Annotated in this window: 17 protein-coding genes; 11 read left to right on the top strand and 6 right to left on the bottom strand. The window is 66.3% G+C overall.

Annotation, left to right across the window (positions count from 1 at the left end):
* Positions 1–17 precede the first annotated feature (17 nt).
* Both ACTHN9_RS28650 and ACTHN9_RS28655 read left to right on the top strand, forming a co-directional pair.
* Complete coding sequence (locus ACTHN9_RS28650; protein WP_440540226.1) at positions 18–1,310, top strand: MFS transporter; 1,293 nt, start codon at positions 18–20, stop codon at positions 1,308–1,310.
* A gap of 150 nt (positions 1,311–1,460) precedes the next feature.
* Positions 1,461–3,116, top strand: coding sequence for a hypothetical protein (locus ACTHN9_RS28655; RefSeq protein ID WP_440540209.1), 1,656 nt, complete (start codon positions 1,461–1,463; stop codon positions 3,114–3,116).
* A 245-nt stretch (positions 3,117–3,361) separates the two neighbouring features.
* On the opposite strand, the gene ACTHN9_RS28660 is transcribed toward ACTHN9_RS28655, so the two are convergent.
* Both ACTHN9_RS28660 and ACTHN9_RS28665 read right to left on the bottom strand, forming a co-directional pair.
* Positions 3,362–3,553, bottom strand: a complete 192-nt coding sequence (locus ACTHN9_RS28660; RefSeq protein WP_440540210.1) for a hypothetical protein — start codon at positions 3,551–3,553, stop codon at positions 3,362–3,364.
* Positions 3,554–3,611: 58 nt separating this feature from the next.
* Positions 3,612–3,755, bottom strand: a complete 144-nt coding sequence (locus tag ACTHN9_RS28665; RefSeq protein ID WP_440540211.1) for a hypothetical protein — start codon at positions 3,753–3,755, stop codon at positions 3,612–3,614.
* Between the two features lie 33 nt (positions 3,756–3,788).
* Here ACTHN9_RS28665 and ACTHN9_RS28670 point away from each other — a divergent pair, with 33 nt between their 5' ends.
* Entirely contained in the window at positions 3,789–4,238 is a 450-nt protein-coding gene (locus tag ACTHN9_RS28670) for a hypothetical protein (RefSeq protein WP_440540212.1), read from the top strand.
* Between the two features lie 49 nt (positions 4,239–4,287).
* Here the strand turns inward: ACTHN9_RS28670 and ACTHN9_RS28675 are convergent, their stop codons facing one another.
* Genes ACTHN9_RS28675 through hemC form a run of 3 tightly spaced genes read right to left on the bottom strand, consistent with a single transcriptional unit; the run spans position 4,288 to position 8,662 of the window.
* Positions 4,288–5,481, bottom strand: coding sequence for a heme biosynthesis protein HemY (locus ACTHN9_RS28675; protein ID WP_440540213.1), 1,194 nt, complete (start codon positions 5,479–5,481; stop codon positions 4,288–4,290).
* Between the two features lie 2 nt (positions 5,482–5,483).
* Entirely contained in the window at positions 5,484–7,661 is a 2,178-nt protein-coding gene (gene hemDX / locus ACTHN9_RS28680) for a fused uroporphyrinogen-III synthase HemD/membrane protein HemX (protein WP_440540214.1), read from the bottom strand.
* Between the two features lie 17 nt (positions 7,662–7,678).
* Positions 7,679–8,662 (bottom strand): hydroxymethylbilane synthase, encoded by a 984-nt coding sequence (gene hemC / locus ACTHN9_RS28685; RefSeq protein ID WP_440540215.1) that lies wholly within the window; start codon positions 8,660–8,662, stop codon positions 7,679–7,681.
* Positions 8,663–8,915: 253 nt separating this feature from the next.
* Here hemC and ppc point away from each other — a divergent pair, with 253 nt between their 5' ends.
* From ppc to ACTHN9_RS28705, 4 genes are all read left to right on the top strand, one after another.
* Positions 8,916–11,864 (top strand): phosphoenolpyruvate carboxylase, encoded by a 2,949-nt coding sequence (gene ppc / locus ACTHN9_RS28690; protein ID WP_440540216.1) that lies wholly within the window; start codon positions 8,916–8,918, stop codon positions 11,862–11,864.
* A gap of 384 nt (positions 11,865–12,248) precedes the next feature.
* The gene (locus ACTHN9_RS28695; protein WP_440540217.1) at positions 12,249–15,947 is read left to right on the top strand and encodes a PAS domain S-box protein; all 3,699 of its coding nucleotides are present in this window, start codon (positions 12,249–12,251) and stop codon (positions 15,945–15,947) included.
* Between the two features lie 40 nt (positions 15,948–15,987).
* Entirely contained in the window at positions 15,988–16,977 is a 990-nt protein-coding gene (locus ACTHN9_RS28700) for a response regulator (protein ID WP_440540218.1), read from the top strand.
* A 46-nt stretch (positions 16,978–17,023) separates the two neighbouring features.
* The gene (locus ACTHN9_RS28705; protein WP_440540219.1) at positions 17,024–18,232 is read left to right on the top strand and encodes an EAL domain-containing response regulator; all 1,209 of its coding nucleotides are present in this window, start codon (positions 17,024–17,026) and stop codon (positions 18,230–18,232) included.
* Between the two features lie 73 nt (positions 18,233–18,305).
* Here ACTHN9_RS28705 and ACTHN9_RS28710 read toward each other — a convergent pair whose 3' ends face one another.
* Positions 18,306–19,058 carry a class I SAM-dependent methyltransferase gene (locus tag ACTHN9_RS28710; RefSeq protein WP_440540220.1) on the bottom strand — a complete coding sequence of 251 codons (753 nt, stop codon included), beginning with the start codon at positions 19,056–19,058 and terminating at the stop codon, positions 18,306–18,308.
* Between the two features lie 224 nt (positions 19,059–19,282).
* On the opposite strand from ACTHN9_RS28710, the gene ACTHN9_RS28715 reads away from it, so the two are divergent.
* The 4 genes from ACTHN9_RS28715 (at position 19,283) to argH (ending at position 23,432) form a co-directional block, all read left to right on the top strand.
* Complete coding sequence (locus tag ACTHN9_RS28715) at positions 19,283–20,191, top strand: MmyB family transcriptional regulator (protein WP_440540221.1); 909 nt, start codon at positions 19,283–19,285, stop codon at positions 20,189–20,191.
* An 80-nt stretch (positions 20,192–20,271) separates the two neighbouring features.
* Positions 20,272–20,862, top strand: coding sequence for a sigma-70 family RNA polymerase sigma factor (locus ACTHN9_RS28720; protein WP_440540222.1), 591 nt, complete (start codon positions 20,272–20,274; stop codon positions 20,860–20,862).
* 83 nt (positions 20,863–20,945) lie between these two features.
* Complete coding sequence (locus ACTHN9_RS28725) at positions 20,946–21,791, top strand: anti-sigma factor (RefSeq protein WP_440540223.1); 846 nt, start codon at positions 20,946–20,948, stop codon at positions 21,789–21,791.
* Positions 21,792–22,028: 237 nt separating this feature from the next.
* Positions 22,029–23,432 (top strand): argininosuccinate lyase, encoded by a 1,404-nt coding sequence (gene argH / locus ACTHN9_RS28730; RefSeq protein ID WP_440540224.1) that lies wholly within the window; start codon positions 22,029–22,031, stop codon positions 23,430–23,432.
* The last annotated feature ends 646 nt before the right edge of the window (positions 23,433–24,078 follow it).

Consider the following 24,078-nt stretch of genomic DNA (forward strand, 5'->3'; position numbering starts at 1 on the left):
CCGTCGATCCGCTTGCGATGCCCGGCGCCGGCGCGCCGCCGTCGAGCTTCGAGGCCGCCACTTACCGCAAGGTATCGTGGCGGTTGTTGCCGCTCTTGCTCATCTGCTACCTCGTCGCGTATCTCGATCGCGTCAACGTCGGTTTCGCCAAGCTGCAGATGGCGCAAGCGTTGCACTTGAGCGATGCGGTGTACGGTCTAGGCGCGGGGATCTTCTTTCTCGGTTACTTCCTCTTCGAGATTCCGAGCAACTTGATCCTCCATCGCGTCGGCGCGCGGCTTTGGGTGGCGCGAATCATGGTGTCGTGGGGCGTGATCTCGGCGCTTACCATGTTCGTCACGACGCCCGCGATGTTCTATGCGATGCGCTTTTTGCTCGGGCTGGCCGAGGCCGGCTTCTTCCCCGGCATCATCCTCTATCTGACCTACTGGTACCCGGCGCACCGGCGCGGGCGCATGACGACTTGGTTCATGACGGCGGTGGCGTTGTCGGGCGTCGTCGGCGGCCCCGTCTCCGGCTACATCCTCAAAACCTTCGACGGCACGAACGGCTGGCAAGGGTGGCAATGGCTGTTCTTGCTCGAAGGGCTGCCTTCGGTGCTGGCCGGCGTGCTCGTCTTCTTTCTGCTCGACGACCGCATCGCGAACGCAAGCTGGCTCAGCACCGAGGAAAAACACCTGCTCGAACGCAATATCGACGCGGAGGAGGCGGGCAAAGAGGATTTGCCGCTCGGCACCGTGCTGGCCAGCGGCCGCGTCTGGCTCATGAGCTTCATCTATTTGTCGTTCGTCATGGGCTTGTACGGCGTGAGCTTCTGGTTGCCGACGATCATCAAGGCGACAGGCGTGAAGGATGCGTTTCAGATCGGCTTGCTGTCGGCGATTCCGTTTGCCGCGGCCGTGGTCGCCATGATCGTCGTCGCACGCAGCGCCGATAAGCGCCGCGAACGACGGTGGCACGTGGCCGTGCCGGGCCTGGTCGGCGCACTCGGGCTTGTGCTGTCGGTTACCTGGGCGCACGACACGACCCTCGCGATGCTCGCGCTGACAATCGCCACGGCGGGCATCATTACCTCGCTGCCGCTGTTCTGGAGCCTGCCCACGGCCTTCCTCGCAGGCGCGGGTGCCGCGGCCGGCATCGCCATGGTCAATTCCATCGGCAATCTGGCTGGCTTTCTGAGCCCCTACGCCGTGGGCTGGCTTAAGCAGGTCACGGGTGCGAACGATTCGGGCATGTACATGCTGGCGGCCTTCATGGTGCTCGGCGCCCTGCTCGCGCTCAGCGTGCCGGCGCGGCTCGTCGATAAGTAGCTTCTTGGGGGCGCACTCCTCTTCGCTTCGCCGCCGTCCCGGATATTTCGCTCGATTGGGACGGCCGGCGCGGTAGACGCATTAGTCTCGTCAATGTAGACGCCTCAGTCTATGTAGACCCGCGATGTCGTCTTAGAGGATGAGTCAGCCATGCCCAGGATCAGCCGAGGGAGTTCAGCGAGCCCGCCGCCCCAGGAGAGCGTCCGCAACCCAACGTCCCCCAGCAGCCCCAATGCCGCCGGGGGCAGCGCCGCCGGCAGGCGGGAACGTCACGGCCTGCTTGGCTTTCTCGCGCGCCCGTTCCGAGGATCCGGATCGTCGACGCGCGCGGCGGCCGACTCGAGTGCGAGCCCGGCGCAACAAGCGGAGCAAGCGCCCACGACGCGCGCGGCGCCTCGGACGGCCGCCGCACTCCTGCAACGCTCGCCGGCTCTGGCGCGCGGCCGCGGCGAAGAAGTGATGGCGCGCATCGAGCCGGCAGCGGCTGAGACACCCGGCCCGATCCCACAGGGCTCGCCGTCGAGGGCGCCCGCGCGGGGTACGCTCACGCCGCCGGCTGCGCCTCGGCAGACGCCTGAAACGCAGGCCCGCCTCGTCGTGCAGCAGCTTCGCCAGGCGGGCGTCGATCTGGACCGCACGCGTCGGACGATTTCCGGTGGGATGCAGGGGCACCCAGTGCGCATCGACGAGCGCACGACGCGCGTATTGGAACAGCATTTCCCAAGGATGAGCGAAGTGGGGTTCTTCGCAAACGAACCGCTCGCTGCCGCGCTTGTGCACAGCCTTGGGCTGGCTGCGTCGGAAGCGAATCGAGCGCAGCCGGCCCCCGCTGGACTGCGGCCCGCGCCGACGAACAGCCCCGTCCGAAACAGCCGAACACCGCCGCGCCCGGAAGGCACGGCGGCTCCCGCTGCGTCGCCGAGCCACCGCGGGCGCGGTGCAAACGACTCGCTGATGGGGCGGCTAGCGGGCTCGGGAATCGAAATGGGCCGAATCGCGGCGGCGATCGACGATACCCTGCTCCGGGGCCGCGCGCTGCCCGACGAGATACAGGGTGCCCTGCGGCGGGCCGGTATCGAGACCCATGTCGGCACCGGCCGAGTCCCCGTCACTCATCCCTTGCTGCAACTCAGACGGGAGATCCATCTCGCGACACCGGAAGAACGCGATCCGTCGCCTCCGCGCGCGCAACGCATGCCGAGAGCCGCGCGGCGACCTCGGCTGGGCCCCCTGCCGATCGGAACGAGCCGCCCAAGCGGGCCCGACGCGAACGCCGCGCGCGGCGGGCTCATCATCCCCCAGCGGGCAGACAGGGAAAGCAACGCGCAATTCGCTTGGCGATTGCATAACCTGAACCCTGGGGCGTCGGTACAGCAAGTTGCAGCCGAGACGGTCGGCCCAAGCGGCCACCTGAATCTACGGGCGACGATCGATCAGCTCAATGCGATGATCAAAACCCGCGACCAGATTCGCGCGGCGTTTAGCAGCTTGCGCTCGATTTCGAAGGCCGATGCGGAGCGGTTGGGGTTCAAGGATGCGGCAACCCATGGCGAGAGCGAAGCGACGGACTGCACGTTCGGAGAACCGCTCAGCACCAGCAATCCCAGCCAGCGGGTAATCGGTTTGGTCAACCAGCCGTCGGATCCGAAGCACGCCTATAACCCGGAGCACAACAAAGAACCCGTTTTCATGGATCTGAACGAGTTGGCCACCTATCTCGCGGGTCAAACTCAGCCGAGGCACCCGATCACCAACGCGCCGCTCACCGCGAAGAATATTCGGAACTACGCCTTTAGGATCGAGTAACGCCTGAAGCCCGTTCGTCTCCTCTTCGCCGTCGTCCCAAGGATTTCGCTCGATATCGACGACCTGCCGCGAATCGACGGTTAGTCTGCACGCTACCCGCGATGTCGCTTCAGAGGACCATGCGCCATGCCCAGAATCGGTAGAGGAAACGCACCCCATTCCCCTTCGCACGAGCAAACCGGCAATGCAACGCCGCCGCGCAGCCCCGATCCCGGCGGCAGCGGCGCCGCCGGCCGGCGGGAACGTCACGGTCTGCTCGGCATGTTCACGCGCCCGTTTCGAGGATCGAGATCGTCGACGCGTGCGTCGGGCGATCCGAGCGCGAGCCCGTCGCACGAGCGCGAGCAAGCGAGCGCGTCACGCGCGGCCCCGCGCACGGGGGCCGCATTGCTGCAAAGATCGTCGGCCTTGTCACGCAGCCATGCCGAAGAAGTCATGGCGCGACTCGAGCACGGTTCGGCTCAAACGCCGGGCCGAGCGACCGAGAGTTCGCCGTCATCGCCGGCCCGAGGCACGCTCGCGCCGCAGCCGGCGCGCCAATCCCCGCACGAAGCACAGGCCGCCCGCATCGTAGATGAACTTCGCAACGCGGGAATCGATCTGAGCGGCATGCACCGCGATTTGTCGACGTTGATGCATCGGCGTCAAATCGCCATGACGCGGCGCGCGTATATGATTTTGGTGCAGCACTTCCCGACCCTGCGGTCGCACGCGGAGATCAGCCCGACCGATCCGCTAGCCGTGGCGCTTGAACGTGCGCTCGAGCACGCCACAGTGGCGGGACAGATCCGCTCGGCGTTTAACGACTTGCGCACGATTTCCAAAGACGATGCCAAGCGCATGGGGTTCAAGGATGCAGCAACCCACAGCCCGGATGAGGCGACGCACTGCATGTTCGGAGGACCGCTCTCGACGAGCGATCCTGACCAGCGTGTGATCGCCCTGGTTCCGGTGCCCTCGAATCCGGCGAACGCCGCCTTTAGTGCCGACGTCAATAAAAAGCCCGAATTCATGGATCTGGCAAATCTGGCGCGATACCTCGAGACGAGATCGCTGCATCCGGTGACGCGGCAGCCCCTCGACGTGAGCAACATCCGCGACTACGCCTTCAGGATCGCGTGACGCCGAAGCACGTTCGACGGGAATGCGCGCCAAACGTGCCCTCGGTCGACTAAACGATCTTCATCGCCAGCGCACTCGCTCGATAGTGCTCGGCCGCGCGCTCGGCGTCGCCGAGCTGCTCGAATAGCCGGGCGAGCGAGCGGTGCGTACGGACGACGAGCGCGTCGTTGTCGTCGGCCAGCCGCAAGGCCGATTCGAGGAACGACTGCGCTTTGCCCCATAGCTGCTGGTGCAGACACAGGCGGCCCAGTGCGAACAGCAAGTCGGGATCCTCGGGGCGCTCCTTGCGCCAGGCTTCCGCCTTTTGAATGAGCGGCAGCGCATCGGCTTGCGCCGTGTCCGGGTAGCGGCGCAACAGCCGCGCGTCCCAATTGTGCGCCAGTGCGTCCTCGACGATCTTGCGCGCCTCCTGATGGCGGTTCAACGCGATCAGGAGTTCGGCCGCCAAGTCGGCCAGGCGCGGCGATTGGCGTTCGGCCGACGCCAGCGAATGCCATAAGGCGAGCAGCGCGTCGGGATCGTGACGACGATCGCGCAGCAAGTTCTCCGCGGCTTGCTGGCGCAAACGCACGGCGACGGCCGGATGCAGCGCCTCGCGCTTTTCCAGCGTTTTCACGAGCTTGAGCACCTCGGCCCAATTCTTCAGTTGCTGCTGGGCGCGCAACGCGATCTGCTGCGCATGGATGCGGCGCGTGCCTTGCGCTTGCATTTCCGTCAGCGCGGAAAGCGCGCCGTCGGGATCGCGGCCGTCGGCACGCATGTCGGCACTGGCCATCAGGCGTGCGTCCTGCCAATCGGGCGCGTCGATCGCGCCGAGCCATTCGTCCCGACGCACGTACTCGCGCATCCGATGCGCCGCCACGGCCGCCACGATGCCCGCCGCGCCCTTGTTCGATTCGAGCGACAACGCTTCGCGCGCCGCTTTTTCGGCCCGCGAGAACCGCCCCGCGTAGAGATTGCCGATCGCCTCGCGCAAGGCCGCATGCGCCTTCGCCTCCTTCGCCCGCACGCGATAGGCAGCCACGCGCTGCGGCATCGTCCACACGTTGCGCCCGATGCGGATCAACGCGTAAAGCAAGATGAACGCGGCAACGATGCCCACCACGACGAGATTGAGCGAAACGTCGATGCGGTGCGGCGGATAGACGATCAACACCTGCCCCGCGTCGAAGTGGCCGACCGTGGCCAGCACGACCGCGAGCACGAACAACAATGCGAGCCACAAGAGTCCTCTGAGCGCCATCGTCAGCCTCGGCTCTTGGTGTTATGAACGGCCTGCAGGCTCGTGTTCAGGTTCGGCACCTCCACCGTGGCCGCCCCCTTCATCACGTCCTTGAGCTGCGAACGCACCGTCTGCGTACGCTTCGATGCGCCGTCGAAGTAACGCGCGAGCGCTGCATCGGCCGCGTTCAAATCCGCCGTGAGCGTCGCTTGATTGCGAGAGAGCAAGCCCAAGCGCGCCGACAAAAGCCGCAGCTTCACGTTGTCGCGAACGAACTCGCCCTGCTGCGGCGAGATGAGCATGGCGTCCGCATTGTCGAGCCGGCGCACCTGCACCAGATTTTTCAGCTCGGCGCCGGCCGCGTTCGCGAACACATGCCACCAATGCAACAGGCGCTTTTCGCCGGCGACGGCGGCACTTGGGGCACTCGCTGCGGAGGAGGCCGACGCGGGGGCCGACGCGGCGGCGGACGGCGCCGCTTGCGCGCTCGGCGCTTCCCCGAGCAGAGGCAGCGTGTCGACTTGCGCGATGGCGTCGTCGAGTTTGATGGCGAGGCCGGCCAGATCGGTCGACGGGGCCGCCTTGAGCTTGTCGATGTCCTGTGCGATCGCGCGCCGCGCGACGAGCGCCTGCGGGCTGCTGGATGCCGCGAGACGCGAATCGGCGCTCTGCAGGGCGAACAGTGCGAGCTGCGTATTGCCCGTGAGCTGCAGTTGCTCGCTCGCGCTCGAGAGCATCTGCTCGACTTCCGCGAACGTCCATTCGTCGCGATTGCCGGCGAGATCCTGGTACTGCTGCTGCAGCGCTTGCTGCGCCGTCTGCGCGTCGGACAGCTTGCCTTGCAGCTGCTGCAGTTCGACGTCGGTCTGGTGCGCGGCCGCCAGCGCTTGGTCGGTCTTCGTCCGCAACTCGGCCGTTTGCGCGCCGAGCGCCTGCTGCCGTGCGGCGAGCTGCGTATCGAGCCGATCGAGTTTGCGATTGAACGCGAAGGCGGCGATGCCCGTTGCCACGGCCAGCAAGATCACGACGATCCAGACGAGCCCGCCGCCGCGCCGCCGGGGCGCGTCGTACACGGGCGCCATCGGTGGAGGAAACGGCGGCGTCGCTGCCGGCTGGAATGAGGCGGGAGACGATTCTTGGTTCGTATCAGTCATGCGCGGAGGGGGCGAGGAAGTCGTCCGGGCCGTGGTGGCCCGGACCGGTTGTTCGAGTGAGGCGCGAGACGAAACGGATAAGACGCGCAAGGCCGCGAGGATGCGCGCATCGCCAGGGCCGGATGCCGTAATCGTATCAAAACCCGCCGCCCGCGCCGTCTCGGCGATCCGCGGATGCGGGACGACGAGCGGTACGTGCAAGAGGGCTTCGTATTCGGCGGGCGCGAGCGCGGCACGGGCAAGCGTAGCCAAGTTGCGCACCCCTTCGGAACTCGTCAGCAGCCAAGCATGCGGCGCACCGCTCAGCAAAGCGCGCACGCGCGCCCAGGCGCCGGCTCCCGGCGTCGGCACGATCCTTCGGTATGCGCAAACGGGCTCGACCTGCGCGCCCGCCTCGCGCAAGCGATCGGCCAGCCATTCGCGGCCGCCGTCCCCGCGCACGATCAACACGGGCCGGCCGCTCAAGGCGGCGAGGCCGAGGCGCGCCGATAGCGCGGCGAACAGCGCCTCGGAGTCGAATCGCGTGCCGTTGCCGTCACCATCGCCGTTGCCGTTGCCGGTTTCGGCCGTCGCGCCGGCCGGCGCGGCTGCCTCGGCATCGACGCGGTCATCGGCCCCGCCGGCAGGATCGCGCGCGGGCGCTGGCTCGCCCGGTTGCGCCCCGAGCGGCGCGATGACGGTATAGGCCGGCTCGGCGATGCCGTGCCGTGCCAGTTCGGCGACGCTGCCGGGCCCGACGACGCCGATCGGCACCTGCGCCGGCCAGACGAAGCCGGGAACCGCACCCAGCGCACGTTCGATCGCATTCGGCGAAACGAAGACGACCAGCGCGTAGCGCTCGAGCGAGGCGAATGCGGCACGCAGCGGCGCGTCGTCCACGACAGCCGCGATTTCGATCAGAGGAAAGTCGAACGCGTCGATGCCCTCGCCCGCTAGCGCGCTAGCGAGTGCGCTCGACTGCCCGGCCGGGCGCGTCAGGACCGCCGTGAAGCGCGCCGCTTCGGCGCGTTCGCCGGGAGGAAGGCCGCCGGGTTCGACGCTCGCCATCGGTGCGTGCCGGCGGCTCAAGCCGCCGGTTCGGCGCCGCGCGCCGCAGCCAGTTCGGCCACCACCGCGCGTGCGCCTTGGGCGACGAGCGAGCGCGCAACTTCGTCGCCGAGCGCCAACGCATCGGCCACGTTCGACACGATCGCCGTCGCTTGCGCGAACGCGGGACGGCTGCCGTCGGGCATCGACACGCGGCCGGCCAGGTGCATCTGCCCGCCTTGCCAAGTCGCATGCGCGGCGAGCGGTACGTCGCAGCTGCCGCCGAGCGCGCGCGAGACAGCCCGTTCGGCTTCCACGGCCAGGCGCGTGGGTTCGTGCTTGAGCGGCGCCAGCCAGGCTTCGAGTTCGGGCCGTTGTGCGTGAATCTCGATGCCGAGCGCACCTTGCCCGGCGGCCGGTAGGCTATCGTCCACGTCGAGCAACGCGCGGATGCGCGCGGCCAGCCCGAGGCGCTTCAATCCGGCCGCGGCCAGGATGATCGCCGCGTAATCGCCGCGGTCGAGCTTGGCCAGGCGCGTATCGAGATTGCCGCGCAGCGGCTGCACGATGAGCTGCGGGTACCGCGCGCGCAGAATTGCCTCGCGCCGCAGGCTCGAGGTGCCCACGACACTGCCGGCCGGCAGCGCGGCCAGCGATTCGTGATCGTTGGACACGAACGCGTCGCGCGGATCTTCGCGCTCCATCACAGCGGCAAGGGCAAACCCCTCGGGCAGCGACATCGGCACGTCCTTCAGGGAATGCACGGCCAAATCGGCCCTGCCGTCGGCCAGCGCGTTTTCGAGTTCCTTGACGAAAAGCCCTTTGCCGCCGACCTTCGACAGCGTCCGATCGAGGATTTGATCGCCGCGCGTCGTCATGCCCAGAATTCGGACGTCGCAAGATGGATATAATTTCCGCAGCGCATCGCGCACGAACTCGGCCTGCCACATCGCGAGACGACTCTCGCGGGAGGCAATGACGAGGTGACTAGGCGGTGCGGCTGAAAGCGTCTCGGAATTCATGAGTCAACACTTCGAAGGACGGGATCGAACATCGAGAAATGGTAGCACGCACGCCTTGCCCCATTTTTCGCGCTTGCCGGCGCTCGTGCGCACGAAACGTGCGCACCGGGCGGCGTCCAGGCGAGGCAGCCACGAGCGCGTCGCCGGCGGAAGTCGAAAAGCGCATGTCAGCAGGTTTGCAGTCGTGTAGTCAGTTTGTGGAGGTGTCGGCAGTCAGCCCCCATTTAACCCATGCTTGACAGAGGAACCCACCGTGACCTCTTACGGATCGGCGCGCAGCGCGCGCCGCAACGATGCATCGCCTCGCGCGTCCGCAAAAAAATCCGCCGCGCTCGCCAGCGCTCCCGCACCCGCCAAGGCGCGCGCCTCCGGCGCCCCCCCCGCCAAAACGGCCGGCCGCGGCCGCGAGGACAAAGACCAGCCGCTCTTTCAGGACATTCGCTACCTCGGCCGCCTGCTCGGCGACGTGGTGCGCGAGCAGGAAGGCGACGCGGTCTTCACCGTCGTCGAAACGATTCGACAAAACGCGGTCAAATTCCGGCGCGAGGACGATACGAGCGCGGCCCAGGCGCTCGACAAGCAACTGCGCGCGCTCACGCCCGAGCAGACCGTGAGCGTCGTGCGCGCGTTCAGCTTCTTCTCGCACCTGGCCAATATCGCCGAGGATCGCCATCACAATCGCCGCCGCCGCATTCACGCGCTGGCGGGCTCCGCGCCGCAGGCCGGCACGATCGCCTACGCGCTCGACCGCCTCGCGCTCGGGGGCAACCTCGATGCCGACGCGCTCAAGCGCTTTTTCGACGACGCACTGATCGTGCCCGTGCTCACGGCGCACCCCACCGAAGTGCAGCGCAAAAGTATTCTCGACGCGCAGCACGACATCGCGCGGCTGCTGGCCGAGCGCGATCAACCGTTGACCGAACGCGAGTTCGCCCATAACGAAGCGATGCTGCGCGCGCGCGTGACGACACTCTGGCAAACGCGGATGCTGCGCGATTCGCGCCTGACCGTCGCCGACGAAATCGAGAATGCGCTGTCGTACTACCGCGCCACGTTCCTGCACGAACTTCCGGCGCTGTACGACGACATCGAGACGGCGCTCGCCGAGCATGTCGGCGAAGACGTTCACGTGCCGCCGTTCTTTCAGATGGGCAGTTGGATCGGCGGCGACCGCGACGGCAATCCGAACGTCACGGCAGCCACGCTCGAGCATGCGATCGTCCGCCAAGCCACCGTCATCTTCGAACACTACCTCGATGAAGTGCATGCGCTCGGCGCCGAGCTCTCGGTGTCTAACCTGCTCGCCGGCTCCAGCGAGGCACTGAAGGCCCTGGCGTCGGCCTCGCCCGATCAGTCGCCGCATCGCGTCGACGAACCCTATCGCCGTGCCTTGATCGGCGTCTACGCGCGGCTTGCCGCCACCGCGCGCGCGCTGCTCGGCGAGGGAACGGCCCACACGCGCAGCGGCGTATACCGCGACGCCCAGCCCTATGCCGACGCGCAGGCGTTCGCGAACGATCTGAACGTGCTCGTCGATTCGTTGGCCGCGCATCACGGCGCCTCGCTCGCCACGCCGCGCCTCGCGCCGCTCGCGCGCGCGGCGCAAGTGTTCGGCTTTCATCTCGCCTCCATCGATTTGCGCCAAAGCTCGGACGTGCATGAAGCCGTCATCGCGGAGCTGCTTGCCCGCGCGGGCGTGCAAAGCGATTACGCGCAGCTCTCGGAGTCGGACAAGCTGCGCGTGCTGCTCGCCGAACTCGAGCAGCCCCGGCTCTTGCGCTCGCCCTACCTCGAGTATTCGGCGCTCGTGCAAAGCGAGTTGGCCGTGCTCGAGACGGCACGCGTCACCCGCGAACGGTTCGGGCCGCGCGCAGTGCGCAACTACATCATTTCGCACACGGAGACGGTCAGCGATCTCGTCGAAGTCCTGCTGCTGCAAAAGGAAACGGGCCTGCTGGAAGGCACGCTGCGCGGCGGCCGCAAAGCCAGCGCGAAGAATGCGCTGATGGTGATCCCGCTGTTCGAAACGATCGCCGACTTGCGCAATGCGCCTGAAATCATGCGCGAGTACTTCGCGCTGCCCGGCGTCGATGCGCTGCTCGCGCACCAAGGCGGCGAACAGGAAGTCATGCTCGGCTACTCCGACAGCAACAAGGACGGCGGCTTCCTCACGTCGAACTGGGAGCTGTATCGCGCGGAACTCGCCCTCGTTGCCCTCTTTCGCGAGCGCGGTATTACGCTGCGCCTGTTCCACGGTCGCGGCGGCACGGTCGGCCGCGGCGGCGGCCCGACTTACCAGGCGATCTTGTCGCAGCCGCCGGGCACCGTGAACGGTCAAATCCGCCTCACGGAACAGGGCGAAGTCATCGCCAGCAAGTTCAGCAACGCGGAGATCGGCCGGCGCAACCTCGAAACGGTCGTCGCGGCCACGCTCGAAGCGTCGCTCGTGCCGCAGGGCAGCGCGCCCGCCAATCTCGCCGCGTTCGAAGAGACGATGCAATCGCTCTCGAATGCCGCGATGGCCGCCTACCGCGCGCTCGTCTATGAAACGCCCGGATTCAAGGATTACTTTTTCTCGTCCACCCCCATTTCGGAAATCGCCGAGCTGAACATCGGCAGCCGTCCGGCCTCGCGCAAGCTGCAAGACCCCAAGCATCGGCGCATCGAAGACTTGCGGGCCATTCCCTGGGGCTTCTCGTGGGGACAATGCCGCCTGCTGCTGACGGGCTGGTACGGTTTCGGCAGCGCCGTGAGCGCGCATTTGGAAGGCGCCGCGAGCGAGGCCGAGCGCACCCGGCGGCTCGCGACGCTGCGCAAGATGTACAAGAGTTGGCCGCTGTTCTCCACGCTGCTCTCGAACATGGACATGGTGCTCTCGAAAACCGATCTGGCCGTCGCCTCGCGCTACGCGCAACTCGTCGAAGACAAAAAACTGCGCAAACACGTGTTCGAACGGATCGTCGCGGAATGGGAGCGCACGTCGCACGCGCTGTCCGAGATCACCGGGAAAGAAGAGCGTCTTGCCGACAACCCGCTGCTCGCGCGGTCGATCAAGAACCGCTTCCCCTATCTCGATCCGCTCAATCACTTGCAAGTCGAATTGCTCAAGCGGCACCGGACGGGCGATTCGAACGCGCGTGTGCGGCGCGGCATTCACTTGACGATCAACGGCATCGCCGCCGGTCTGCGCAATACCGGTTGATTCGGCAAGACGCCGTTCGATACGCACCGCCAGCGCGGTGAGCGTTTTTAAAGGCTGTTCGCGAAAGCGGCAGCCTTTTTTATTGCATTGCACATATTGGGGTCGATTACCCTTAAGTATTAATACCGTCGCGATCCGCTCAAGTTTTCGGCCGGGATGGTCGTTAAGAAAATCGGAATGCCCGATTTTGTCGCGTCCGCTCGCGCCCTTGCCCCGTTGGCGCGCGAATCGGCGGAAACGATATCAAGGGTATCGACGCCATCGCTTTCCGGCGTGCGTCGCAGCCGTTTCGCCACGCGCGAAGGCGGTAAAAAATGCACCTCGAATATGATTAACGCTTCAACGCTTCCTCGATCCCTGGCTAAAGTGGCGCACGCCTTTCGCGTGAGCCACGCGACCGCGCTCGGTTTGATTTTGGCCCTGTGGCTCGCGCTCGGCGCATTTTCCACATGGGATGCCAAAACGGAAATCGCGAACGAGCGTCTGCAAGCCGATGCCCTCGCCGATGCGCTCGCCTCGCATACGTCGCGCGTGCTGCGCGAAGCCAACCAAGTCGCCTCCGTCGTCGCCTGGCTCGTGCGCCAGGGCGGCGTCGACGTGCCGCTCGGCGAGTACGTCCATTCGGGTCTGCTCGATCCCGACGTTTTCGTTCAAGTTTCCGTGATCGACAAACACGGGGTGTTGCGCGCCTCGACCCTTGCGGATTTCAAGCCGATCGATCTTTCGGATCGAGAGCATTTCCGCGTCCATATCGACGACTCGAGCACGCGTCTGTTCGTGGGCTTGCCCGTCATCGGGCGGATCAGCGGCGAAACGTCGATCCAACTGTCCGAACGCGTGAACGACCCGCAGGGCCGTTTTCTAGGCGTCATCGTCATCTCGATGCCGCCTTCGTACCTAACCGAACTGTACGACACGCTGCGGCTCGGACATGAAGGCCTCGTCTCGGTCGTCGGTACCCGCGACTTCGAGATTCGTGCCCGCCGAAGCGGCGATCGCAGCAATCTCGATTGGCTGCGCATCCCGCAGAATTCGCCGCTGCGCCTTGCGCTCGACGCGTCGCCGAACGGCCACTTCGACGCGCTGAGCCCAATCGATCACGTGAGGCGCAGCATCAGCTATCGCACGCTGCCCGATTATCCTTTGGTGGTGATGGTCGGCTTCTCGAACGCGGAATTTCTTTCCGCGTTCCGTTTGCGCACGCTCGCGCTCGTGATCGCCGGCATTGTGCTGACGGTGCTGATTCTCGCGGCGGAGACGAACCAAGGGCGGCTGTTCCGCCGCCTGCAAGCCGCGTCCAGCCGCGAGCGCGAAGCGCATGAACGCAAGGCGATCGAAGCGCGGCGGGCCGATGCGCTGTTCAAAGCGATTCCCGATGCCGCGCTCGGCTTGTCCGCCAGCGGACACATCGACGGCTACAACCCGCGCGTGTTGGAGCTGCTGGGCTGGGGCGACGAGGAAATCGCCGCCGCCACGCCCCAACTGATCGCGCAGGCGTTCTTCCGCGACGACGGCGGCCCCGAACGCGACGGCAAGACCCGCCAGTTCGCGCGCATGCTCGACGGCGCGGTGGCCGAGCACTCGGCAAGCGCGGTGTTTCATCTCGACACGCCCTTTGCGAGCGTCTACGAAATGCGCGTGGAGCGACGCGGTGCGGATTCGCGCGGCCTCGTCGCCCTCATTCGCGACGTGACCCACGAGCACGCGAACGAACAAGCGCTCATGCAAAGCGAATCGCGCTACCGGCAATTGATCGAACTCTCGCCGTATGCGGTCTTCCTCATTCAGGAGTTCAAGATCGCCTTCGCCAATCCGAAAGCGCTCGAAATGCTCGGCGCCTATTCGTCCGCCCAGATTCGCGGGCTGTCGATCGCCGAGTTCGTGCAGGCGGAGCATCGCGAAGTCATCGAGGAACGCATCGGCCGCCTGCTGCGCCGATTCACCGCCGTGCCGGCGCGCGAAGAGAAATGGCTGCGGCTCGACGGCAGCGCGTTCATCGGCGAAATGACCGCCGTGCCGTACGAACTCGACGGCGTGCGCGGCGCGCTCGTCATGCTGCAAGACATCACGAGCCGCAAGGATGCCGAAACGCAGCGCGACCGGCTGTTCGACTTGTCGCTCGATCTGACCTGCTTGGCCGATCCGGCCGGCCGGTTCAAGCGCGTGAACCCCGCCTTCACGAAGGTGCTCGGCTGGTCCGCCGACGAACTGCTCTCGCGTCCGTTCATCGAATTCGTGCACCCCGAGGACCGCGCGCGCACGATGCACGAAATCGACAGCCGCCGGCCCGGCGAGCCGATCGATCAGTTCGAAAATCGCTATGTCTGCAAAGACGGCAGCACGCGCTGGCTTTCGTGGAAAGCGATTCAGCTCGAAGGGCTTGTCTACGCGACCGCGCGCGACGTCACCGAAAGCCGCCGCGCCACGCAGCAGCTCGAGCAGGCGCGCGCCGACGCCGAAGCGGCCTCGCGCGCGAAGAGCGCGTTCCTCGCGACGATGAGTCACGAAATCCGCACGCCGATGAACGGTGTCATCGGCATGATCGAAGTGCTTTCGCAATCGCCGCTGTCGACCGACCAGGGCGACATGGTCACGACGATCCGCGAATCGGCGAACGCCCTGCTCACGCTCATCGACGACATTCTGGACTTCTCGAAGATCGAGGCGGGCCGGCTCCATATCGAACGCGTGCCGCTGTCCATCAAGCATCTGGTCGACGGGCTGTGCCAATCGCTCACCCCCGTGGCCGAGCGGGCCGGGGTCAAACTGACCAAGTCGGTCTCGCCCGAACTGCCGAAGGTCGTGCTCTCGGACGACACGCGCCTTCGGCAAGTGCTCTACAACCTCGTCGGCAACGCCATCAAATTCTCGGGCGGGCGTCCCGACAAGCCCGGCGCCGTCAGCGTCGCCGTCGAGGCCACGCCGCATCCGCACGACGCGAGCCGCGTGCAGATCCGCTTCCATGTTGACGACAACGGCATCGGCATGTCGGCCGACACGCTGCCGAAGCTGTTCAAGCCGTTCACGCAAGCGGAGGCATCGACGACCCGGCGCTTCGGCGGCACGGGGCTGGGCCTCGCGATCTGCCGACGGTTGTGCGAATTGATGGGCGGGGACGTCTCGGCGCAAAGCGAAGTGGGCGTGGGTTCGACGTTCACGGTGAGCCTGCCCTTCGAGATCGGCGAGGCGGCCGCCGACGACCATCGCGCCCTCTCGAACGGCGGTGCCAGAGGCCTGGGCGCGTCCGGTTCGGGTAGCGCGGGCCTGGGCGCGAACCGCCCGGCACTGTCGATCGCTCAGGCGCGCGAACTGGGGCGCTTGATTCTCGTGGCGGAAGACGATGCGATCAATCAGAAGGTGATCCTGCGCCAACTCGCGCTGCTCGGGCACGTTGCCGAAATTGCCGGCGACGGGCGCGAGGCGCTCGCGCTCTGGCGCGCCAATCGTTACGCGCTATTGCTGACCGATCTGCACATGCCCGAGATGGACGGCTACGAACTCGTCGAAACGATACGCCGAGAGGAATCCGCGGGCACGCGCTTGCCGATCGTCGCGCTCACGGCCAATGCCGTGCAGGGCGAAGCGGCCAGAGCCAAGGCGGTCGGCATGGACGGCTATCTGACCAAGCCCCTGCAGCTCGCTCGCTTGCAAGCCGTGCTCGATTCGCATTTTCCCGTGCAGGCAAGCGCGGACGCCGAGCCCGCGCCCCCGGCGCCCGAGCCGGTACCGACGCGCGCGCAGGCGGTCGATATCGATGTGCTTAAAGGCATCGTCGGCGACGATCCCGAGACCGTGCGCGAACTGCTCTCCGACTATCAGCAGTCCGTCGGACGGCTAGCTGCGGAATTGCGGACGCATTGCGACGCGGGTCGGGGCCGGGAAGCCGGTGCGATCGCTCATAAACTCAAATCGTCGTCGCGCTCCGTGGGCGCGCTGGCACTCGGCGATCTGTGCGCCGAACTCGAAAACGCCGGAAAGGCCGGCGATCTGGCCCTGCTAGCCAATTGGGCCAAGCAGTTCGATGCGGCATTGGCGGCGGTCGAGCAAGCGCTCGATCAGCTACTGGCCGTGGAATCGAAATAACCAGGACAACTGAAATACCTTAGACCGGGGACCCATCATCATGGAACTCAACGATCTGACGCCCAAGCGCGCGGCCGTGCTCGTCGCGAGCCAATCGGTGGCCGATGCGGAACTCGTCGGCAAATTATTGCAGGACGAATTCCACAACGTGCGGCTATCGACGAAAGCCGAGTTTGCCGTCGAAGACTTCGAAGCGCACCGCCCTGCCGTACTCGTGCTGGCCTTCGATACGCTGGAGGCGGCGCAGAGCTACTACATCGGGCTGTATCGGCTCAGTACCGTCGTGCACGAAACGCGTCATCGCGTCGTCGTGCTGTGCAACAAGCACGACGTGTGGAACGTCTACGACCTGTGCAGCTTGGGTCACTTCGACGATTACGTGCTGTTCTGGCCGGCGACCAACGATGCACCGCGCATTCGCATGTCCGTGCATCAGGCGCTGCGGATCATGGCGGCCAAGGAACAGGCGGGCGACATCGCGCCGCGCGCCGCCCCGATGGGTGTGAGCGCGCCGCGGCCCGCGCGCGCCGCCCCCGTCGAAGCCGAGACCGATACCGTGGCGGGACGCCCGCCCGCGGCCGCAGCGCAGGCGGCACAGGCCGCCGCGCCTACGCAGAGCGCGGCGCCCAAGGCCGCATCGGCCCCACCGAAGCGGCTCGCCGTACTCATCGTCGAAGACGACGGCTTCCAGCAAAAGCTGATCGGCCGCTTGATGAACGGGCTCGATATCGACGTCCTGTTCGCCGACAGCGGCGCGCAAGCGCTCGAACAGATGTGGGAGCACAAGCCCGACCTCGTCTTGATGGACGTCGGGCTGCCCGATACGAGCGGCGTGGAAGCCACGCGCAAGATCAAGTCGATCGGCCAGTTCGGCCACGTGCCCGTCCTCATGGTGACGGGCCATAGCGAGCGCAACATCGTCGTCGACAGCCTGAAAGCCGGTGCCGCCGATTTTCTCGTCAAACCGTTCGACAAGAACACGCTGCACGAAAAGCTGCGCCAGTTCCTGCCGGCGTTGGCGGCGGCGTGAATCGCGAGCAACGCGTAGCAATCTGCAACGAACCGTGGTGCAGGACATGGAGCCAAGCAAACGCCCCCGCAAAATTCTCGTCGTCGACGACGAGCCGTTCGTCCTTAAAGTGCTGGTGCGGCAACTGGCGGCGCTCGGCTACGAAGACATCCTCCCGTACGAGCACGCACAAGAAGCGCTTGCGGTGCTCGAAGGCGACGATCATCAGGTCGACGTCGTGTTCACCGACCTGCAGATGCCCGGCATGGACGGCGTCGAATTCCTGCGCCAATTGGTGCAGCGCGGTTATGACGGTCAAGTCGTCCTCGTGAGCGGCGAAGACACGCGCATTTTGAAGAGCGCCGAAAAGCTCGCGTACTCGCGCGGTCTGCACGTGCTCGGGTCGCTCGCGAAACCGGCTACGCGCGAGCAATTGCAGCAGCGCTTGCACTGCGTCGAGCCGCCCGCCCGTGCCGATGAGGCGCCGGACGCCTACCTGCCGGACGAGCTGCGCGCGGCGATCGCCGCGGGGCAAATCGTGACCTGCTATCAACCGCAAGTCGCGTTCGCCACCGGAGAAGTGACGGGCGTCGAAGCGATGATCGGCTGGCAGCATCCGCGCGACGGGCTCGTGCCGGCCGACCGCTTGCTCGCGAGCGAGGCCTACTACGGCATCCTGAACGATCTGACGCGCACGCTCTTGCCGTCCGCCCTCGAACAAGCGGCCCACTGGCAAAGCCTGGGCGACGATTTTCGTATCGGCATCAATTTGTCGATGGATGACCTGGCAGCGCTCGACTTCCCGGATTTCATCGTCGATGCGGCCGCGCACGCGCACTTTCCGTTATCGCGGCTCGTGCTCGAAATCAACGAAACTCGAATGACCCGCGATCGGCTCGTTTCGCTCGACGTGCTGACGCGGCTGCGCTTGAAGCGCATCAGCCTGCTCATCGACGATTTCGGCGCCGCGCAATCGTCGCTGGTGCACCTGCGCGATGTGCCGTTCGACGAATTGAAGCTCGACGGCGGCTTCGTGCATGGCGCGAGCCGGGACTCGTCGCTCAACGCGATCGTCAAGGCGAGCCTGCTGCTCGCTCGTCAATTGAACATGCGCACCGTCGCGCATGGCATCGACGACGTCGAAGACTGGAACGTCCTGCGCGATTTGTCGTGCGACGTCGCGCAAGGCAGCTTCGTCGGCCCGCCGATGCCCGCCGAGGCCCTGCCGCAATGGGCGCAAGCGTGGGCCGCGAAATACGCGGCGCTCGCGCGTTGATGGTTAATTCACGTAGCTGCGCGGGAACGCAGGCGCGCGCACGCTTGCGTTCCCATCGTCGCGTGCGGCGATCTCAGCGCGCCTCGACCATCGCCACATCGAGCATGAACGAGCCGTCGGGCTGCACGCCGTAATATTCGCGCACCTCGTCGGGTGCGCTCGCCCACAGCGAGCGAATCGCCTGGGCTCGCTCGGCCGGCGTGCGCATGCGCGCGATCCACGACGCATAGTCGATCGGCAGGCGCCAGCGCTCGCGCGCGCTCGCCGCGAAACCCGCGGCGGCAAAGAGGGCAAGCCATTCGCCCACGCGGTAGTTGCGCACGTGCGAGCCGTCGCGCAGCAATTCGACCGCCTGCAAATGCGTGTCGAGCAACGGATGCTCGGCACCGACCACGTCGATGAACAGCACCCGTCCGCCCGGCTTAAGCACGCGGCGCACTTCCGCCAACGCCTGCGGCACGTCGTGCCAATGATGCGCGCTGAACCGGCTCACCACCCAGTCGAACGCCCCGTCGCCGAACGGCAAGCGCTCCGCCGCGCCTTGCTGTGTGCGGATGTTGGTCAAACCGCGCTCGCGCGCGGCCGACGCCACCGTCGCGAGCATCGGTTCGGCGAGATCGTAGGCCAGCACCGAGCGCGCATGCGGCGCACACGCGAAGCTCGCGTGGCCGGCGCCGCAGCCGAGATCGAGCACGTCGGCATGGGGCGTGGCGGCGATTTCGCCGGCCAGCGTTCCCAGATCGGCGCCGCTCGCATGGGTCTGACTCGTCAAATAAGCGGCGGCGGTCGTGCCGAATGCGTCGGCGACCTGATCGTCATGTTTCATCGATGCGCTCCTGGGCGGCGAATGGGAAAGCGAAGCCGGAAACCCGGCGGGTACGGTGTCAATCGAGCGGCGAGACTGCCTATCGACCACGCGTCCCGTTACAATAGGGCCAGCCAGGTACCGGTACAAGCCTAGCAACTATTCTGGTATCCGATGTACCCGGCTTCGATTGCACCGCGTTTGCCACCAGCCGATTCGCCGATTTACCCGTTCGATCGACCAACATGACTACCGCAGAGCCCTCTCGTTCGCGTACGCATCGCGCGGCGCCCGGATCGCCCGAAACGCCGGCCGCGCCCGGCGGCCCGGCTTCGCCGAACGCACCCGCTTCGCCGAGTGCGCCGCTGGAAGCCACGCCGGCACGCGCCCTGGGCGAATTCATCCGCGCCCACCGCGAACGCCTCACGCCGGCCGCCGTCGGTCTGCCGCCGGGCCCGCGGCGCCGTACGCCGGGGTTGCGCCGGGAGGAAGTCGCGCAAATGTGCGGCGTGAGCCCCACGTGGTACACCTGGATCGAGCAAGGGCGCCCGGTATCGGCTTCGGCCGACGCGCTCGCGCGCATTGCCGTCGCGCTGCGCTTATCGCGTGCCGAGCGCGGTTACCTGTTCGAACTCGCCGGCGAGCGCGATCCCGCCGAGCCCACCCCGGCTGCGAACGATGCACCGGCGGCGCTCATCGCGACGGTAGGACTCGTCGGCGCGCCCGCCTATGTCCTCGATCGGCAATGGAACGCGCTCGCTTGGAACGCCCACGCGGCCGAACTCTTCGTCGGTTGGCTCGACGGCCCGCCCGACCCCGCGCGCGAGCGCAACTTGTTGCGCTTCACGTTCACGGAGCCGGCCGCGCGCAAACTGATCGTCGATTGGGAGACGCGCGCGCGCCGGCTCGTCGCCGAATTCCGCGCGGATTCGATCCGTCATCTGAATGATGGCCCCACGCGGGCGCTGATCGACGCCCTCAGTGCGGATAGCGAGGCATTCGGCCAATTTTGGGCGTCGCAAGATGTCGGCGAGCGCGAAGGCGGCTCGCGCGCGTTCGATCATCCGCGGCACGGCCGCATCGTCTACGACCAAATCACGCTGCGCCCCGCCCATCGAGAGGATTTGCTGCTCGTCGTGCTGGTCCGAGCCTGAAAGCCGAGCGGCGTGTCTGCGCCGGCGCGCGCAGGCGGTAAGATAGCGCCCAACGTACACGACGGCCCCGACGCCGCCTTATGACCACATTACCCAACGAACCGACGCCGCCCGTGCTGGCGGCGCTGCTGGCCCGTGTCGCCGAACGGGACGCCGGCGCCCTGCGCACGCTTTACGAACTCACCAGCGCGAAACTGTTTGGCGTTGCGCTGCGTATATTGGTGAAGCGCGAATGGGCGGAGGAAGCGTTGCAGGAGTCGTTCGTCAACATTTGGCGCTACGCGGGCGACTACCGCGAGGCGCTGGCGGCACCGCTCACTTGGATGTCGGCGATCGTGCGCAACCGCGCGCTCGATTTCCTACGCCGGCAAAAGGCCGGCGCATCCGACGGCTCCGCCATGACGACCGAATGGACCGACACGCTCGACGAAGTCATCGCCGGCGACGAGCGCGATCCGGCCGAATCGGCGCTTTTGTCGGAACAAGCGAAGCGGCTTGCGATCTGCATGTCGCGCCTCGACGCGAGCCAGCGCCAGGCCGTCGCGCTCGCCTATCTGCGCGATCAAAGCCATAGCGAGATCGCCGAGCAACTGGCGGTGCCGCTCGGCACGATCAAGTCGTGGGTGCGGCGCGGCCTCGAAAAACTGAAGATTTGCATGGGGGCCCAGTGAGATGACAACCCCTACGTTCACGCCGTTCCATTCCTCCCGAGGGGCCGTCGGCCGCGCTTCGGGCGGCCGGGCGGGAGACTGACATGGACTTGCACCGTTATCCCGACCTCATCGACCGTCTCGCCGGAGAATATGCGCTGGGCGTGTTGCGCGGCGGCGCGCGCAAGCGCTTCGAGGCGCTCGCGAGCCGCGACCTTCGTGTGCGCGAAGCCATCGAAAGCTGGCAGGAGCGCATCGGCGCTATGACCGAACTCGCGCCGAGCGTCGCGGCGCCGGCCAGCGTCTGGCAAGGCGTCGAGCGCAGGCTCGGCCTGGCCGCCGCCGCGCGCGGGGCCACAACGCCCGCGCACACGGCTGCGAGGGCGGACGCCGTGCGCGCTGCGCTCGGCAAAGCCCGCACACGCTGGTTCGACTCCTTGGCATTTTGGCGCGGGTGGTCGATCGGCGCGACGGGCCTCGCGCTCGCTGCCGTCGTCGCGCTGGCGGTGACGCTGCGGCCGTTCGCCCCCGGGGGCGCGCCTTCGGCGCCGACTCAGCAAACGGCACAGACCACACTGCCGAGCCCGAGCGCGGCGAAAATCGAGCGCGTGGCCTACGTCGCGGCGCTCGTGCCGCCCGACCAGCCGAAGAGCCCGACGATGGCCTTCGTGATGTGGGACGACAAGAACGCGATGGTGAGCGTGCACCGCATGACAGGCGGCAACGCGCCGCCGCCCGGCAAGAGCGAGCAGCTCTGGGGCGTGATGCGCGACGGCAAGATGGTGTCGCTTGGGATGCTGCCGGCCGGCGAGGTCGTTTCGATGAAGGTGCATGGCATGAACGTCTATGCGAAGATCGCCGTCTCGGTCGAACCGATGGGCGGCTCGAGGCGCCCGGACGGTCCGACCGGCCCTGTCGTCTGCGAAGGCTCGTTGATGGCGACGGCTTGAGTCCGCTCCGGCGCTGGCGTCGCGAGCGGGCGGGCGCCTCTCGGCCTCGCGTCGCCTCGCGTCGCCGTGCCGATGGCGTAACGATGGCGTAACGATGGCGTGGCGTGGCGTGGCGATGGCGTGGCGATGCCGGGCTGTTGTCGGCCGAGTTGCCCCGGCGGCTAGCGGGGGTGCCGGCGGTGATAAAATCGACGGCTTATCCGCCGCTTCGGCCTACCTTTTTCACCGCCCATCATCATGACGTCTCAACTGCACAAAAAAGGCGAAGCCTGGTCGGCTCGCTTCTCGGAGCCGATGTCGGAACTCGTCAAGCGCTACACGTCGTCGGTGTTCTTCGACAAGCGAATGGCGCTCGTCGACATCGAAGGCTCCCTCGCGCACGCGAAGATGCTGGCCGCCCAAAAGATCATCGCCGCGGCCGATCTCGAGGCCATCGAGCGCGGCATGGCGCAAATCAAGGGCGAAATCGAGCGCGGCGAATTCGTCTGGCAGCTCGATCTCGAAGACGTCCACCTGAATATCGAAGCGCGTCTCACGGCGCTGATCGGCGATGCCGGCAAGCGGCTGCATACGGGCCGCTCGCGCAACGATCAGGTCGCCACCGACATCCGCTTGTGGCTGCGCGGCGAGATCGACCGCATCGGCGGTCTCATCAAGGATTTGCGTACGGCCCTGGTCGATCTGGCCGAGCAACATGCGGAAACGATCATGCCGGGCTTCACGCACTTGCAGGTGGCCCAGCCGGTGACGTTCGGCCATCATCTGCTGGCCTACGTGGAAATGTTCGGCCGCGATGCCGAACGCATGCGCGATTGCCGCACACGCGTCAATCGCCTGCCGCTCGGCGCGGCGGCGCTGGCCGGCACGAGCTACCCGATCGATCGGCACGCGGTGGCGAAGACGCTCGGCTTCGACGGTATCTGCGCCAACTCGCTCGACGCCGTGTCCGATCGCGACTTCGCGATCGAATTCACGGCTGCGGCGGCGCTCGTCATGACGCACGTTTCGCGTTTGTCGGAAGAACTCGTGCTGTGGATGAGCCCGCGCGTGGGCTTCATCGATCTGGCCGACCGCTTCTGCACCGGTTCGTCAATCATGCCGCAGAAAAAGAACCCCGACGTGCCCGAACTCGCGCGCGGCAAAACGGGCCGCGTGAATGGCCACTTGATGGCGCTGCTGACGCTGATGAAGGGCCAGCCGCTCGCCTACAACAAGGACAACCAGGAAGACAAAGAGCCGCTGTTCGACACGGTCGATACCGTGGCCGATACGTTGCGGATTTTTGCCGAGATGGTGGCGGGTATCACGGTGAAACCCGAGGCAATGCGCGCCGCGGCGCTGCAAGGGTTTTCGACGGCGACGGACTTGGCCGATTATCTGGTCAAGCGCGGTTTGCCGTTCCGCGATGCCCATGAGGCGGTGGCGCATGCGGTGCGGGTCTGCGTCGATCGCGGCTGCGATTTGGCCGATCTGACGCTCGATGAAATGCGTGGCGAGTTGCCGAACGTCGCGCATTTGATCGGCGAGGACGTGTTTGGGTATCTGACGCTGGAAGGTTCGGTGGCGAGCCGCAATCACCCGGGCGGTACGGCACCGGAGCAGGTGCGCGCGGCGGTGCAAGCGGTACGTCAGGCGTTGTAAGCGGACGAGCGCGGCGGCTCGATAAGTCGAAGCCGCCGCGCTGGAGTTCTGTGTATCGTCGGGGGCTCTCCCCCGTCTCTCCCTCTCCCCTACCGGTCGACCGACGCGGGCCGTTGCCTCGTCACGATCCGTCTGCTCTCCCTTCTTAGGTCGGTCCGACGACTCCGATAGCGGCGGCACGCCCGAAGTCGCACCGCGTGACCGGCGACAACACCCCTCTTTCGATGCCGAGTATGCGCTAAGCACGAGCGCATACTCATCAGCAGCGTTAAGCCACCGCCCGTGCTTCAGTCTGAAAATTTTCGCGTCCGGGTATTCCGAGCCTCAAGTTACGTACCATCGCCGACATCTTCGAGGACCATTCGGCGAGAGGCCTACATCTTGAACATTTGCTACGCGGCGGTTGAAGACAATCTGTTGGATAGCGGGGGGCGAATGATCGAAGGTAGCGGTTGCGGAACCGTCACCTCCGCTGAGACCGGCAGCATGTACATCGCGGGGTAGCCATGCTAGAGCAAGTCCATGTATCCCCGAACCTCCATACCTCCCCAGAGGGTGTGAAATATCGATTTATCGAAACGACCTAGTTGGTCCGGCCACTCGAAATAGCATAATGGCGCGCCCGCCCCCCCTTCGCCCCCCCCCG

Origin of the sequence: Trinickia sp., from assembly GCF_051953405.1 — a bacterium.
Taxonomy (GTDB): domain Bacteria; phylum Pseudomonadota; class Gammaproteobacteria; order Burkholderiales; family Burkholderiaceae; genus Trinickia.

Coding starts and splice junctions, on each gene's coding strand:
- ACTHN9_RS28650 (WP_440540226.1), top strand. CDS start 18: ATGCCCGGCGCCGGCGCGCCGCCGTCGAGCTTCGAGGCCGCCACTTAC.
- ACTHN9_RS28655 (WP_440540209.1), top strand. CDS start 1,461: ATGCCCAGGATCAGCCGAGGGAGTTCAGCGAGCCCGCCGCCCCAGGAG.
- ACTHN9_RS28660 (WP_440540210.1), bottom strand. CDS start 3,553: ATGACTTCTTCGGCATGGCTGCGTGACAAGGCCGACGATCTTTGCAGC.
- ACTHN9_RS28665 (WP_440540211.1), bottom strand. CDS start 3,755: ATGCATCAACGTCGACAAATCGCGGTGCATGCCGCTCAGATCGATTCC.
- ACTHN9_RS28670 (WP_440540212.1), top strand. CDS start 3,789: ATGATTTTGGTGCAGCACTTCCCGACCCTGCGGTCGCACGCGGAGATC.
- ACTHN9_RS28675 (WP_440540213.1), bottom strand. CDS start 5,481: ATGGCGCTCAGAGGACTCTTGTGGCTCGCATTGTTGTTCGTGCTCGCG.
- hemDX (WP_440540214.1), bottom strand. CDS start 7,661: ATGGCGAGCGTCGAACCCGGCGGCCTTCCTCCCGGCGAACGCGCCGAA.
- hemC (WP_440540215.1), bottom strand. CDS start 8,662: ATGAATTCCGAGACGCTTTCAGCCGCACCGCCTAGTCACCTCGTCATT.
- ACTHN9_RS28700 (WP_440540218.1), top strand. CDS start 15,988: ATGGAACTCAACGATCTGACGCCCAAGCGCGCGGCCGTGCTCGTCGCG.
- ACTHN9_RS28705 (WP_440540219.1), top strand. CDS start 17,024: ATGGAGCCAAGCAAACGCCCCCGCAAAATTCTCGTCGTCGACGACGAG.
- ACTHN9_RS28710 (WP_440540220.1), bottom strand. CDS start 19,058: ATGAAACATGACGATCAGGTCGCCGACGCATTCGGCACGACCGCCGCC.
- ACTHN9_RS28715 (WP_440540221.1), top strand. CDS start 19,283: ATGACTACCGCAGAGCCCTCTCGTTCGCGTACGCATCGCGCGGCGCCC.
- ACTHN9_RS28720 (WP_440540222.1), top strand. CDS start 20,272: ATGACCACATTACCCAACGAACCGACGCCGCCCGTGCTGGCGGCGCTG.
- ACTHN9_RS28725 (WP_440540223.1), top strand. CDS start 20,946: ATGGACTTGCACCGTTATCCCGACCTCATCGACCGTCTCGCCGGAGAA.
- argH (WP_440540224.1), top strand. CDS start 22,029: ATGACGTCTCAACTGCACAAAAAAGGCGAAGCCTGGTCGGCTCGCTTC.